12 protein-coding genes, 1 other RNA gene and 1 pseudogene are annotated in these 12,821 nt (G+C 72.4%); 6 read left to right on the forward strand and 8 right to left on the reverse strand.

Annotated features, from left to right (window positions below):
- Positions 1–81 precede the first annotated feature (81 nt).
- Entirely contained in the window at positions 82–1,470 is a 1,389-nt protein-coding gene (locus tag OKJ99_RS38140; protein ID WP_326023008.1) for an MFS transporter, read from the reverse strand.
- A 94-nt stretch (positions 1,471–1,564) separates the two neighbouring features.
- Positions 1,565–1,972, reverse strand: an RNA gene (gene rnpB / locus OKJ99_RS38145) — RNase P RNA component class A.
- 84 nt (positions 1,973–2,056) lie between these two features.
- On the opposite strand from rnpB, the gene OKJ99_RS38150 reads away from it, so the two are divergent.
- Positions 2,057–2,821 carry a MerR family transcriptional regulator gene (locus tag OKJ99_RS38150; protein ID WP_326023009.1) on the forward strand — a complete coding sequence of 255 codons (765 nt, stop codon included), beginning with the start codon at positions 2,057–2,059 and terminating at the stop codon, positions 2,819–2,821.
- Positions 2,818–3,600 carry a hypothetical protein gene (locus OKJ99_RS38155; RefSeq protein WP_326023010.1) on the forward strand — a complete coding sequence of 261 codons (783 nt, stop codon included), beginning with the start codon at positions 2,818–2,820 and terminating at the stop codon, positions 3,598–3,600. The genes OKJ99_RS38150 and OKJ99_RS38155 overlap by 4 nt, the downstream gene beginning before the upstream one ends.
- On the opposite strand, the gene OKJ99_RS38160 is transcribed toward OKJ99_RS38155, so the two are convergent.
- Complete coding sequence (locus OKJ99_RS38160; protein ID WP_326023011.1) at positions 3,587–5,032, reverse strand: RNB domain-containing ribonuclease; 1,446 nt, start codon at positions 5,030–5,032, stop codon at positions 3,587–3,589. The genes OKJ99_RS38155 and OKJ99_RS38160 overlap by 14 nt on opposite strands.
- 91 nt (positions 5,033–5,123) lie before the next feature.
- Here OKJ99_RS38160 and yaaA point away from each other — a divergent pair, with 91 nt between their 5' ends.
- Positions 5,124–5,906: a peroxide stress protein YaaA gene (yaaA, locus tag OKJ99_RS38165; RefSeq protein WP_326023012.1), complete on the forward strand. Its 783-nt coding sequence runs from the start codon at positions 5,124–5,126 to the stop codon at positions 5,904–5,906.
- 110 nt (positions 5,907–6,016) lie between these two features.
- Entirely contained in the window at positions 6,017–6,661 is a 645-nt protein-coding gene (gene eda / locus OKJ99_RS38170) for a bifunctional 4-hydroxy-2-oxoglutarate aldolase/2-dehydro-3-deoxy-phosphogluconate aldolase (RefSeq protein ID WP_326023013.1), read from the forward strand.
- Positions 6,662–6,674: 13 nt separating this feature from the next.
- Here eda and OKJ99_RS38175 read toward each other — a convergent pair.
- From OKJ99_RS38175 to OKJ99_RS38185, 3 genes and pseudogenes are all read right to left on the reverse strand, one after another.
- Positions 6,675–7,334, reverse strand: a pseudogene (locus OKJ99_RS38175) (histidine phosphatase family protein); the annotation flags it as partial.
- Positions 7,335–7,365: 31 nt separating this feature from the next.
- Positions 7,366–8,109: a zinc ribbon domain-containing protein gene (locus OKJ99_RS38180; protein WP_326023043.1), complete on the reverse strand. Its 744-nt coding sequence runs from the start codon at positions 8,107–8,109 to the stop codon at positions 7,366–7,368.
- Positions 8,106–8,966, reverse strand: coding sequence for a Nif3-like dinuclear metal center hexameric protein (locus tag OKJ99_RS38185; protein WP_326023014.1), 861 nt, complete (start codon positions 8,964–8,966; stop codon positions 8,106–8,108). Before OKJ99_RS38185 ends, OKJ99_RS38180 begins: the two co-directional genes overlap by 4 nt.
- A gap of 200 nt (positions 8,967–9,166) precedes the next feature.
- Between OKJ99_RS38185 and OKJ99_RS38190 the strand changes: the two genes are divergently transcribed.
- Positions 9,167–10,345: a hypothetical protein gene (locus tag OKJ99_RS38190; protein ID WP_326023015.1), complete on the forward strand. Its 1,179-nt coding sequence runs from the start codon at positions 9,167–9,169 to the stop codon at positions 10,343–10,345.
- A 55-nt stretch (positions 10,346–10,400) separates the two neighbouring features.
- Positions 10,401–10,571 carry a hypothetical protein gene (locus tag OKJ99_RS38195; protein ID WP_326023016.1) on the forward strand — a complete coding sequence of 57 codons (171 nt, stop codon included), beginning with the start codon at positions 10,401–10,403 and terminating at the stop codon, positions 10,569–10,571.
- Positions 10,572–10,676: 105 nt separating this feature from the next.
- Here the strand turns inward: OKJ99_RS38195 and OKJ99_RS38200 are convergent, their stop codons facing one another.
- On the reverse strand, positions 10,677–11,615 hold the full coding sequence (locus OKJ99_RS38200; protein WP_326023017.1) for a 3-oxoacyl-ACP reductase: 939 nt from the start codon (positions 11,613–11,615) through the stop codon (positions 10,677–10,679).
- 104 nt (positions 11,616–11,719) lie between these two features.
- Positions 11,720–12,796, reverse strand: a complete 1,077-nt coding sequence (locus tag OKJ99_RS38205) for a Zn-dependent alcohol dehydrogenase (protein WP_326023018.1) — start codon at positions 12,794–12,796, stop codon at positions 11,720–11,722.
- Between the last annotated feature and the right edge of the window lie 25 nt (positions 12,797–12,821).

A 12,821-nucleotide genomic window follows, 5' to 3' on the forward strand; every position in this document is an offset into this window, starting at 1 on the left:
TCAACGGCACCCTGGCCGTCGCGGCAGTCGTCATCTGGCTCCGCGACACCGTCCAAGAGCCATCAGAAGCGCCCTAGCGCCTCAGATCGACTCCAGGCTCCGCCCCGTCGTGCGCGGACCGAGCAGCCGTACGTTCAGGCACAGGATCAGCATCAGCACGCCCGATCCGATGAACACCGCGTCCGCGCCCAGGTCTTCGAGCACGTCGATCGCGATGAACGGCAGCACCACCGAGGTGAGCCGGGACAGCGAGTACGCGATGCCGATGGCGCTGGAGCGCATGCCCGTCGGGAAGATCTCCGTCTGGTAGACGTGGAAGGCGTTCGAGAAGATGTTGGAGCACACGGTGAGCAGGAAGCCCGCCCCGACGATCAGCCAGGACGCCTCCGCGAACCCGAAGACGAGGCCGAACGCGGCGATGCCGAGCGCCGACAGGATGATGAGCGTGCGCCGCTCGATCCGGTCGATGAGCGGCACGGACAGCGCCGAGCCGATCGGGTAGCCGAGGAAGCTGAGGGCCGCGTACGAGAGGGACTCCGTGACGGTGTGGCCCTTGGCCTGGAGCACGACCGGGGCCAGCGAGCCGAAGCCGTAGTAGCCGACGGTCTGCAGGATCTGGAAGATCCACCACATGACGGTGCGGCGGGCGTACGGGGGCTTGAACATGTCGGTCAGCGGAACCTTTCCGCCCTCTACGGAGGGCTCGGCGCGCGGAGCCGGGATCGCCACGGGTTCCGCGTCCACCCGCTCCTCGATGTCCCGCACGACCGCGTCCGCCTCGGCCGTCCGCCCCCGCGAGGCCAGCCAGCGCGGCGACTCCGGCAGCCGGGTCCGCAGGAGCTGGATGAACGCAGCGCCGAGCGCACCCCCGACGAGCAGCCAGCGCCAGCCGTCCACCCCGAACAGCTCCTGCTTGGCGACGAGCCGGGCGCCGAGCAGCGCCGCGACGGGCACGCCGACGAATCCGAGGGTGTAGGCCCAGGCGATGTAACGGCCGCGCACCTTGCGCGGCAGGAATTCCGCCAAGTACGTGTCGACCAGCACCAGTTCGGCACCGAGACCGAGACCGGCGAGGAAGCGGAGCACGGAGAGCTGGGTGGCGTCCTGGGCGAAGGCGCAGGCCAGCGAGAACAGCGAGTAGAGCCCCAGGTTGACCAGGAACATCTTCCGCCGCCCGAAGCGGTCGGCGAGCACGGACAGCACGTTGGCGCCGACGAACATGCCCAGGAACCCGGAGGCGATCAGCCACGACTTCTCGGCGCCCGAGAGCTGCCAGGACTCGGCGAGCGCGGCGGCGAGCACGCCGCCGAGGAACACCTCGTAGAGATCGAAGAAGGCTCCGATGCCGACGATCGCGGTCAGTCGGCGGTGCCACGGACCGACGGGCAGCCGGTCGAGCCTGCGGACCGGGTCCGTCGTGTCGTTCAGGTCCGGGGTGGCGGCAGCCCCCGTGACGCCCTGCTCACTCATGCTCACAGACGTTAGCTGTAAGCGGCAGCTAAATGAAGACCTTGATTCCGCTTCTGACCTGGCGTATTGGGACAGGTGCCCGGCAGGAAAGGGGCAGACGAGTCGGGCTGTACGCCGGGTTCTGTGCCCCGGGACCTCGCGGTCGTCGGGGCGACGGCCATCCATCTACGACCGGCGTTGCCACCGGCCTCCTGCGGTCTACCCGCGAACATCGGGCGGGCAGCCCTCGATCGTCCGCGCAGAACCGTCTCCGAAGAGGCGGTCCCTCTTGACCTTGCTCCAGGTGGGGTTTACCTAGCCGCCTGAGTCACCTCAGGCGCTGGTGGTCTCTTACACCACCGTTTCACCCTTACCGAGGGCCTTGCGGTCCCCGGCGGTCTGTTTTCTGTGGCACTGTCCCGCGGGTCACCCCGGGTGGCCGTTAGCCACCACCTTGCCCTGTGGAGCCCGGACGTTCCTCGGGAGGTTCCGAAGAACCCCACGCGGCCGTCCGCCCGGCTCGTCTGCCGTGCGGCCATCCTACCTGGCGGCGCGGCGGCACCCGTCCGCTTGACCCTGCCGTAGCGTCAACGTTTCTACTGAAGGCATGCGGATCGGAGAACTGGCCCGGATCGTCGGTGTCACCACACGCGCCATCAGGCACTATCACCACCTCGGACTGCTGCCCGAGCCCGAACGGCTTGCCAACGGGTACCGGGAGTACGGGCTGCGGCATGCCATCGAGCTCGCCCGGATCCGGCGCCTGACCGAGCTGGGGCTCGGGCTGCCCGAGGTGCGGGACGTGCTCGCGGAGGACGCGGGGCGCGACCTCGTCGAGGTGCTCGCCGAGCTGGACGCCGATCTGGCCCGGCAGGAGGCCGCCATCCACGAGCGGCGGGCGCGGCTGCGGGATCTGCTGTCCGACGCCGAGCGGGGGCTGCTGCCCGCCGACGGGCCGCTGTCCCCCGAACTGAGCGCGTTCTTCGGCGAGCTGGGGGACGAGCTGCGCGAGTCGCCGATGGCCGTGAAGGACCGCGAGGTGCTCGCCCTCATCGACACGGCGGCGCCGCCCGAGGAGCGCGAGAAGCTGATGTCGGTGCTGCTGCCCGCCCTCTCCGGCCCCGACGCCCTCGCTGCCGCCCGGGACGTGTACGCGCGGCTCGACGCGCTCGCCGACGCCCCGGTGGACGACCCCCGGGTGACCGAGGCGGCGCGGGCGCTGGCCGCGTGCGTACCGCCGGATCTGCCGACCGGCGAGGCACTCGCGGAGGGGAACACCCTGCTCGACACCTTCCTCGCCGACTTCTCCCCCGCCCAGGCCGAGGCCGTCCGGCGTGCGCTGCGGATGGCCGCCGAGGGTGGTGCGCCGTGACGGCGCTGCGGACGTCGCTGCGCGTCCTCGCCTACGCGGCCCTGGCGGCCGAACTGGTCGTCACCGTATGCCTGTTGGCGGGCACGCGGCCGCCCCGTGCCGTCGAGGCGGCGGTCGTCGCGGTGCTCGTCGTCGAGGTCTGCGGGCTCGCCGTGCTGTACCGGCGCGGTGGCCGGGACGCCGTGCGGGAGGTCGTCCCCGCCAAGGTCCGCCGGATCGCCGGGCACGAGCTGCGGGTGTTCGCGAGCCTCCTGCGGTGGGTGGCCCGGCGGCGGCACGGGGTTCCGGCCGGGGCGAGCGCCTTCCCGTACGCGCGCGGCCAGGCCGTGATGATGTATTCGTTCGCGTTCGTGTGCGTCGTCGAGTCCTTCGGGATGTGGGCGCTGCTGCGCGACTGGCCCACGCTCCACCACATCGTCCTGTTCCTCGACGTCTACACGGTGCTGATGGTGCTCGGCCTGCACGCCGCGTCCGTCACCCGGCCGCACGTGGTCACCGCCGACGCGCTGCGGGTGCGCCGGGCCGCCCATGTGGATCTACGGATACCGCTGGAGCGGATCGCTTCGGTGCGCCGCGAGAACAAGTACACGCACACGCCGCGGGAGGGCGAGCTGAATCTGGACGTCGGCGCCCAGACCAGCATCACCCTCGAACTCTCCATTCCCGTACGGCACTTCACGTTCCTCGGGCGCCCGCGGGACATCCACCTGGTGCGGTTGCACGCGGAGGATCCCGACCGGCTCGCGCGCACCCTGGAGCAGCGGCTCACGCCGGCGTGAACAGCACCTTCGCCGTGCCCGGGTCCGCCTGCGCGAGCCGGACCCGCAGCCGCTCCCCCAGCGGCAGCGCGGACGCGCCGCCCTCGACCCGGGCGACGACGGCGGGCTCGGTCAACTGCACGGTACCGACGGCCTGTTCGTGGTCCTTCACGTCCACCACCACCGCGTCGAAGATCTCGCCGACCCGGTGCCTGAGGAGCGCCGCCTCGACGAGGTCGACGCACTCGCGCTCCACGGAGTTGGCGCGCCGGGTCCCGTCCGCCATCTCCTTCGGGAGTTCGTCCAGAGCCGTCAACACCCACTCGGGAACGCCTCGTTCGGCGGACGCGGCCAGGCACAGCTCGGACGTGTAGCGGTCGACGAGGCGGCGCAGCGGGGCCGTGCAGTGGGTGTAGGGCGCCGCGACGGCGGCGTGCGTGGCGAGGGCCGGGGTCTCGCCACCGCGGAAGGCCGTGTAGCCCGCGCCGCGCAGCAGCGTCGTGCACTCCTGGAGAAACGCGGCGTGGTGCGGGACGCGCGGGTCGAGGGAGCGGATCAGGTCGGAGTACGGGACGTGGTGCGGCCACTCGATGTGCAGGGCCTTCGCGGTGCGGCGCAGCCGGCCGACCGCGCCGTCCGGGGCGGCGGGCAGCGTGCGCAGGATGCCGGTGCCCGCGGCGAGCATCAGGTCGGCGGCGGCCATGCCGGTGAGCAGCGAGATCTGGGCGTTCCACGCGTCGGCGGGCAGCGGGGCCCGGTAGGCGAGTTCGTACGCGGTGTCGCTCGCGACGATCTCCTGCTCGGGGACGTCGAGCGAGATGCCGCCGCGCTCGACCTCCAGTTGCCCGCGCAGCAGCCCGATGTCCTTGAGCAGGGCGAGCGGCTCCTCGGCGGTGCCGTCGTCGATGGCCTTCTGCACGCCCGCGTAGTCGAGTTTGGCGCGGCTGCGGACGAGGGCGCGGACGACGTCGGTGGTCTCGGTGCGCCCGTCGGCGTCCAGGTCGATCGTCCACAGGACGGCCGGGCAGGTCTGGTCCGGCAGCAGGCTCGCGGCGCCCTCGCTGAGCACGGTGGGGTGCAGCGGGACCTTCTCGTCGGGGAAGTAGAGGGTGGTGACGCGGCGGTGCGCCTCGGCGTCGAGGGCGCCGCCGGGCGTGACGTACGCCGCGACGTCGGCGATCGCGTACCGCACGCGGTAGCCGCCGCCGGGGCGCCGGGACAGGTGCATGGCCTGGTCGAGATCGGTCGACGTGGGCGGGTCGATCGTGAAGAAGGGGACCGCCGTCTCGTCGCGGTCAGGGAGCCAGGGCGGCGCGGCAGCGACACGCTCCGCCTCCGCGACCACGTCGGCCGGGAACTCCTCGGGCACGTCCAGCTTCGTACGCAGTTCGCGCAGCACGGCGCCGAGCGGCTCCCGCGCCGCGCCGGTCACACGGAGGTGGCGACGGGGCATGGCACGAGCGTAGGCGCGGGTCGCGGGGACGGCACGCCGTAGGCTGGGGCGGCGACGACCGTTGTTCCCGTACGTGCTTGAGGAGTGCCCCGTGCTTGTGCTGTTGCCGCCGTCGGAGGGTAAGGCCGCTTCCGGACGCGGGGCGCCGCTGAAGCCGGAGGGCCTCTCGCTGCCGGGGCTCGCCGAGGCGCGGGCCGCGGTCCTGGACGAGCTGGTCGAACTGTGCGCCGCCGACGAGGAGAAGGCGCGCGAGGTGCTCGGCCTGAGCGAGGGGCTGCGCGGCGAGATCGCCAAGAACACGGAGCTGCGCACGGCGGGCGCGCGCCCGGCCGGCGAGATCTACACGGGCGTTCTGTACGACGCCCTGGACCTGGCCTCCCTCGACGCGGCCGCGAAGAAGCGGGCGGCCACGTCGCTGCTCGTCTTCTCCGGGCTGTGGGGCGCGGTCGGTGTCGCCGACCGGATCCCCTCCTACCGGTGCTCGATGGGCGTGAAGCTGCCGGGGCTCGGCGCGCTCGGAGCGTACTGGCGTGACCCCATGGCCGAGGTGATGCCGGAGGCCGCCGGGAGCGGGCTCGTGCTGGACCTGCGGTCGTCGGCGTACGCGAGCGCGTGGAAGCCCAAGGGCGAGGTGGCGGAGCGGACGGCGACGGTGCGCGTGCTGCACGCGCCGACCCGCAAGGTCGTCTCCCACTTCAACAAGGCGACCAAGGGCCGGATCGTCCGGTCGCTGCTGATGGCGGGGTCCGCTCCGGCCGGACCCGCCGAGCTGGTCGACGTACTGCGGGACCTCGGGTACGTCGTGGAGGTCGAGGAGCCCGCGAAGGCCGGGCGGCCGTGGAACCTGGACGTACTGGTGGACGAGGTCCACTAACGAGATCCGCTCACGCGGTCCACTAGCGAGGTCCGCTCACGAGCCGCACCCGGTTGCAGCATGTGCAACGCCCTTTGCGCATGCTGCATGCGGCGGGGCAGGATGGGGCCATGACCTCGACTGCCGCCGCCTCTGCCGGCTCCGCCTCCGTGCTGGATCTCGCCCCCGTCGTCCCCGTCGTCGTGGTGGAGGACGTCGCCGACGCGGTGCCGCTCGCTCGGGCGCTCGTCGCGGGCGGCCTCCCCGCCATCGAGGTGACCCTGCGCACGCCCGCCGCGCTCGACGCGATCCGGGCGATCGCCGCCGAGGTCCCGGACGCCGTCGTCGGCGCGGGCACCGTGATCTCGCCCGCGAACGTCGCCGACTCGGTGGCCGCGGGCGCCCGCTTCCTGGTCAGCCCCGGCTGGACGGACCTGCTGCTCGACGCGATGAAGGAGTCCGGCGTGCCGTTCCTGCCGGGCGTCTCCACGACGTCGGAGGTCGTGGCGCTGCTCGAGCGCGGCGTGCACGAGATGAAGTTCTTCCCGGCCGAGGCCGCGGGCGGCACCGCGTACCTGAAGTCGCTGGCGGGCCCGCTGCCGCAGGCCCGGTTCTGCCCCACGGGCGGCGTCTCGCCGGCCAACGCGCCCGGCTATCTCGCGCTGAAGAACGTCGGCTGCGTGGGCGGCAGTTGGATGCTCCCGGCCGACGCGATCGCGGCGAAGGACTGGGGCCGGGTGGAGGCCCTGGCCCGCGAGGCGTCCGCGCTGCGCTGAGCCGTCGGCCGAGCTACCTGAGGTGCGCTGTCTCGTTGAGGCAGCGCACGCTCGCGTTCCCGTCCGCGTAGTACGCGACCGTGGTCAGGGACGCCGCCGCGAGCTCCATGCGGAACATCGCCTCGGTCGGGGCGCCGAGCGCGAGGCGCACCAGCGTCTTGATCGGCGTCACATGGCTGACCAGCAGGGCGGTGCGCCCCCGGTACGCGACGGTCAGCCGGTCGCGCGCCTCGGCGACCCGCTCGGCGACCTCTGCGAAGCTCTCGCCCCCATCGGTCGGGGCGGCGTCGGGCGAGGCGAGCCAGGCGTTCAGGTCGTCCGGGTAGCGGGCACCGGCCTCCTTGAACGTGAGCCCCTCCCACGCCCCGAAGTGCGTCTCGCGCAGCCCCTCGTCGACCCGTACGTCGAGCCCGAGCCGCGAGCCGACGGCCTCGGCGGTCTCCCGGCACCGCTTGAGCGGCGAGGCGACGATCACCTCGACGTCCCCGCGCGCGGCCAGGGCCTCGGCGGCGGCAGCGGCCTGCGACCGCCCGACCTCGGACAGCTCGGGGTCCCCGCCCCCACTCCCCGAGAACCGCTTCTCGGGCGTCAGGGCGGTCTCCCCGTGCCGCAACAGGCAGAGGACGGTGCCGGTCATATCGAGCCCCTGCGGCGATTGAGCAGCGGGGTCCGGGGCAGAGCCCCGCGACCGCAACGCCATCCGCCTACAGCCCCGACTCGGACGTCCGCACCAGGATCCGCCGACAGTTCTCGCACCGCACCACCGCATCCGCCGCAGCCGCACGAACCTCGTTCAGCTCCGTGATGTTGAGCTCGAGCCGGCACCCCTCACAGCGCCGCTGGAACAGCTTGGCCGCACCGACCCCGCCCTCCTTCACGCGAAGCTTGTCGTACAGCTTCAGCAGCTCCGCCGGGATCGACCCGGCGACAACCTCGCGCTCCTTGGTGGCGGAGGAGATGTCGGCGTCGAGGACGGTCGCCGCCGCGTCGCGCCGCGAGGCCGCGTCGTCGGCCTTGGCCTGCACCGAGGCGAGCCGCTCGGCCAGCTCGCCCGCGCGCTCCTGCGCGGACTCGCGGCGCTCCATGACCTCGAGGACGACGTCCTCCAGGTCACCCTGGCGCTTGGCGAGCGAGACGATCTCGCGCTGCAGGTTCTCCAGGTCCTTGGGGGACGTGACCGCGCCGGAGTCGAGGCGCTTCTGGTCACGGGCGGCGCGCTGGCGGACCTGGTCGACGTCCTGCTCGGCCTTGGTCTGCTCGCGGGCGCAGTCGCTCTCCTCGGTCGTCGCGGCGACGTGCAGATCGCGCAGCTGCGTGAGGTCCTTGGTCAGCGACTCGACCTCGGCGTGCTCGGGCAGCGAGTGCTTCTTGTGATCGAGCTGCTGGAGGCGGGTGTCCAGGGCCTGGACGTCGAGAAGACGGATCTGGTCGGCGGGCGCGGCGTTCAGTTGGGGGCTCCAAAAGTAGATACAGACTGGGGGTTGGACGCCGCGTGGGCGGTCCAGGGATCGGTGACCGTCTTCGAGACGTGGACCCGCAGGTCCCATCCCGCACGGTCGGAGATCTCGTCGAGCTGAGCTGCGGCCAGCTCGCACCAGGGCCACTCGGTGGCCCAGTGCGCCGCGTCGAGCAGCGCCAGAGGCGTGGTCTCGCGGGCCTCGCTCACCGGATGGTGGCGCAGGTCCGCGGTAAGGAAAGCGTCGACGCCCGCCGCACGCACCTCATCGAAGAGGCTGTCGCCGGAGCCACCGCTCACGGCGATCGTACGCACGGTCGCGTCGAGGTCCCCCGCGACGCGGATGCCCTGCGCGGTGGCCGGCAGCCGGTCGGCGGCGCGGCCCGCGAGCTCGCGCAGCGTCAGCGGGTGATCCAGCTCGCAGATCCGGCCGAGGCCGCGGCGGCCCGTGGGGTCGGTGGGGTCCGGGACCAGCGGGCGTACGACGCGGACGTCGAGCGCGCCCGCGAGTGCGTCGGAGACGCCGGGGTCGGCCTTGTCGGCGTTGGTGTGCGCGACGTGCAGCGCGATGTCGTTCTTGATCAGCGTGTGGACGGCGCGGCCCTTGAAGTGCGAGGCCGCCACCGTCGTCGTACCGCGCAGGTAGAGCGGGTGGTGCGTGACCAGCAGGTCCGCGCCGAGCTTCACGGCCTCGTCGACGATCTCCTGGACCGGGTCGACGGCGAAGAGCACCCGGCCCACCTCGGCGTCCGGGTCGCCGGCGACCGTGCCGACCGCGTCCCATCCCTCGGCGAGGGCCGGGGGCCAGAGGGCGTCGAGCGCGGCGGTTACTTCAGACAGACGGGGCACGCAGACAGGTTACCTGCGCCGCCCACCCCATCCCCAAGCCCGGCCGTCCCGGAAGGGGAGAGCAGGAGAGCACACCGGACGCACCGTTCACAGCCAATTCGGGGCATGGCCCACCTTTCGTGTGAAACGGCGGGCGCGAGGTGCCACGGAGGTTCGTGCGAAAACTAGCGTCGGCCCGAACAAGCGGAGGTGACTGATCCATGACCGCCCTGGCCACCGAACCCACGACGGAGACTCGGGCACGACCGCCGCACACCGGATGTGTGCTCACGGCGGACGCGTCGTACGCGGCGCGCCTCGCACGGCACGGCGCGAGCCCCGACGCATGGTTCCCCGAGCGCTGGACCCTGGACGGACCCGAGCCGTACGCGGTCCCGCTGCCCGGCCCCCAGCCGGAGGAGCCCGGCACCGCCGTGCTGCCCCTGACCGACGGCCGGGTGCTGATCCAGCGCACCGCGGCGGGGCACCACATGTTCTCGCTGCTCTACCCGACGGGCCCCGGCACGGGCGAGGTGCCGCTCGGGGCCGTGGAGTGCGAGGAGCTCACCCTGCTGCCGCCCGCGCCCGACGGGCGGTGTGCCTACGCGCTGGCGGTCGGCGAGAAGTCGACCGCGGTGTGGCAGGTGGCGGGCGCCGGCTTCGGGCCCGAGCTGCTCGCCGAGGTGCCGGGGCACTGCTCGGGCGGGGTCTGGCTGTCCCGCGAGGCCCGGCTGCTCGCGCTCGACCGCGCACCGCCGCACGCGGACGGCGGCGACGGCACCGACGACGGCGACAGCGGCGGCCCGGTGAAGACGGTGGTGGTGGATCTGGACCGGGACGGCGAGGTCTCCCCGCTCCTCCAGATCGCCGACGACAGTGAGGACCGGCTGCTCCTCGCCGATCTCGACAGCGGCCTGATCCTGCTCCGCTCGGACGCCCCGACGCCGGGTGAACTCCGGCTCGGCTGGGGCGTGTTGGGCAGCACGCTACCGATCCGTTTCCCGGAGTCGCTGCGCCTCACCGACTGCGAGCTGACACCCTTCGCCGTCCAGCCCGGCCAGTCGCTGATGCCGGAGGGCTGCGCGGTGGCGCTGCACGTGGCGAGCGCGGAGGGCGGCTCCCCGTGGCTCGGCCTGTGGCGGCCCGCCGAGGGCCGGATGCATCAGGTCGCGGCGCCCGGCGGATGGCTCGCGGGCAGCGGCTTCTTCTCGCGCGACGGGGTGCTCTCGCTCCCGTACGTCACCGAGGACGTGCCCTGCGGTCTGGCGAGGGTCCCCGCGCCCGAACCCGGCACGGAGCGGCGGGAGCCGAAGGAGGGATCCACCCCACCGGAGCCCACGGCGACACGCCCCGTCCCACTGGCGCAGGCGCCCCTCGGTGGCCGTACCACGGACCGTTAGACTTTCCCGGCTGCAACTGAAGGATCTTGTACGTGTTTACGGGGTGAATGTTCCGATGGCGGAAGGCAACGGCACGAATGTCGAGTTCGACGCGGAGGCGACGCGCCATGCGCGGGTCGGCTCGGGTCGGCACCGCGGCGAGGTGTCCTCGCCGCCCATGGCGGGCGGCGACCAGGAGTCGAGGCCGCGCGGGCGGCACCGTGGGGCGCACGCCGACGAGGCGTAACGCTCGACACTCGATGTGAGGAAACGTATCTCTGAGGGGCCCGGCAGTAGCCGGGCCCCTCAGTCGTGCCGGTGGCCTGTCGGCCGGTCGGCCTGTCAGCCGGTCTCAGCCGTGCTTGAGGCCGAGCACCTCCGCGGCCGCGAACGTCTCGTTCGGGGGCCGGTCCTTGTAGTGCGGGGTGAGCAGCGCGTCGAGCTCGTCGTACGTGAACGCGTCCTTGGCCGTGTCGAACTTCGCCTGCACCCTGGGCCGGTCGACGACGGCGACCATGCCGCCGTGCACCACGATCAGCTGGCCGTTGACGTTCCCTGCGGCGGGTGAGGCGAGGTAGCCGACGAGCGGGGCGACGTGTTCGGGCGCGAGCGGGTCGAGCCCGTCCTCCGGCTCGGCGAACCCGGCGAAGACGTCCTCCGTCATCCGCGTACGGGCCCGGGGGCAGATGACGTTGGCGGTGACGCCGTACTTGGCGAGGGCGAGCGCGGTGGAGGTGGTGAGCCCCACGATGCCGCCCTTCGCGGCGGCGTAGTTGGGCTGGCCCGCCGAGCCCGCGAGGAAGGCCTCGGACGAGGTGTTGATGACGCGCCCGTAGACCGGGGCGCCGGCCGCCTTCGAGGCCTCGCGCCAGTGGCGGGCCGCGAAGTGGCTGGTGTTGTAGTGGCCCTTGAGGTGGACGTGGATGACCGAGTCCCACTCCCCCTCGGTCATCGAGAAGATCATGCGGTCGCGGAGGATGCCGGCGTTGTTGACGAGGATGTCCAGTTGGCCGTAGGTGTCGATCGCCAACTGGACGAGTTCCCCCGCCTGTTGGTGATCGGCGACATCGCCGATGTGCGCGGTGGCGGTGCCGCCCGCGGCCTCGATCTCCGCGACCACCTGCTCCGCGGGGCCTGCCGTGGCCTCGCCCGAGCCGTCGCGGCCCGGTTGGCCGAAGTCGTTGACGACGACGTTGGCGCCGAGGCGGGCGAGTTCCAGGGCCTCGGCACGGCCGAGGCCGCGGCCGGCGCCGGTGACGATGGCCGTCCGGCCGGTGAGCGGCGTTGACATACGGTTCGGCTTCCTCTCGTTGGGTGGGCAAATCAAGCCCCTGCGGCGATTGAGCAGCGGGGTCCGGGGCAGAGCCCCGCGACCGCAACGCCGGTGCGGCGCAACTACAGCTCGATACAAGTCCGCAGCGCGACACCCGTGCGCATCTGGTCGAGGGCCTCGTTGATCTCCGACAGGGGCACCCGGTGCGTGATCAGGGACTCCAGGTCGATGCGGCCCGCCCGCCACAGGGCGATCGCCCGCTCGTAGGACTGCAGGACGTCACCGCCGCCGTACATCGACGGCAGGATCTTCTTCTCGTCGAAGAACAGCTCGAACATGTTGAGTTGAAGGAAGTCGTCCATGGCCCCGGCGCCGACGACGCAGAGCGTGCCGCCGCGTCGCGTCGTCTCGTACGCCGTGCGGGCGGTGGCGGACTTGCCGACGACCTCGAAGACGTAGTCGAAGCCCTCGCCGCCGGTGACGTTCTGCTTGGCGTCGGCCAGCTCGTCCGGGGAGATCGCCTGCGTCGCCCCGAACTTGAGGGCCGACTCGCGCCGCGACTCCACCGGGTCGACGGCGACGATCTGCGCCGCGCCCTTGAGCCGCGCGCCCTGGATCGCGGAGATGCCGACGCCGCCGCAGCCGATGACGGCGACGGACGAACCCGCCTGCACATCCGCGGTGTTGATCGCGGCACCGAGTCCTGTGGTGACGCCGCAGCCGATGAGCGCCGCGATGTCGAAGGGCACGTCGTCGGGGATCGGCACGGCGCACGCCGCGTTGACCACGACCTCCTCGGTGAAGGTTCCGGTCCCGGCGAAGCCGAAGACGTCACCGCCGGGGCGCTTGAAGTTGGGAGTGCCCGCGTTCATGAATCCGGCGAGGCAGAGTTCGGTCTGGCCGCGCTTGCAGGCCGGACAGCTGCCGCAGGCGGGCAGCCAGCACATCAGGACCCGCTGGCCCGGGGTCAGGTTCGTGACGCCGTCGCCGACCTCGACGATCTCGCCCGCGCCCTCGTGTCCGGGGATGAACGGGGCCGGCTGCGGCAGCACCCCGTTCATCGCGGAGACGTCGGAGTGGCACAGGCCCGTGGCGCGCAGCCGGACCCGCACCTTGCCCGGGCCGAAGCCGACCGCCTCGACGTCGTCCAGTACCTCGAGTTTGTCCTGGCCTATCTCGTGCAGTACGGCTGCTCGCATGGCGTGCGGCTCCTTCGTACGTTGG

The organism is Streptomyces endophyticus (genome assembly GCF_035798155.1).
GTDB classification, from domain to species: Bacteria; Actinomycetota; Actinomycetes; order Streptomycetales; family Streptomycetaceae; genus Streptomyces; species Streptomyces endophyticus.

Excerpts from the sequence above, each read along its gene's own strand:
- OKJ99_RS38140 (WP_326023008.1), bottom strand. The coding sequence starts at position 1,470 with ATGAGTGAGCAGGGCGTCACGGGGGCTGCCGCCACCCCGGACCTGAAC.
- OKJ99_RS38150 (WP_326023009.1), top strand. The coding sequence starts at position 2,057 with ATGCGGATCGGAGAACTGGCCCGGATCGTCGGTGTCACCACACGCGCC.
- OKJ99_RS38160 (WP_326023011.1), bottom strand. The coding sequence starts at position 5,032 with ATGCCCCGTCGCCACCTCCGTGTGACCGGCGCGGCGCGGGAGCCGCTC.
- eda (WP_326023013.1), top strand. The coding sequence starts at position 6,017 with ATGACCTCGACTGCCGCCGCCTCTGCCGGCTCCGCCTCCGTGCTGGAT.
- OKJ99_RS38190 (WP_326023015.1), top strand. The coding sequence starts at position 9,167 with ATGACCGCCCTGGCCACCGAACCCACGACGGAGACTCGGGCACGACCG.
- OKJ99_RS38195 (WP_326023016.1), top strand. The coding sequence starts at position 10,401 with ATGGCGGAAGGCAACGGCACGAATGTCGAGTTCGACGCGGAGGCGACG.
- OKJ99_RS38200 (WP_326023017.1), bottom strand. The coding sequence starts at position 11,615 with ATGTCAACGCCGCTCACCGGCCGGACGGCCATCGTCACCGGCGCCGGC.
- OKJ99_RS38205 (WP_326023018.1), bottom strand. The coding sequence starts at position 12,796 with ATGCGAGCAGCCGTACTGCACGAGATAGGCCAGGACAAACTCGAGGTA.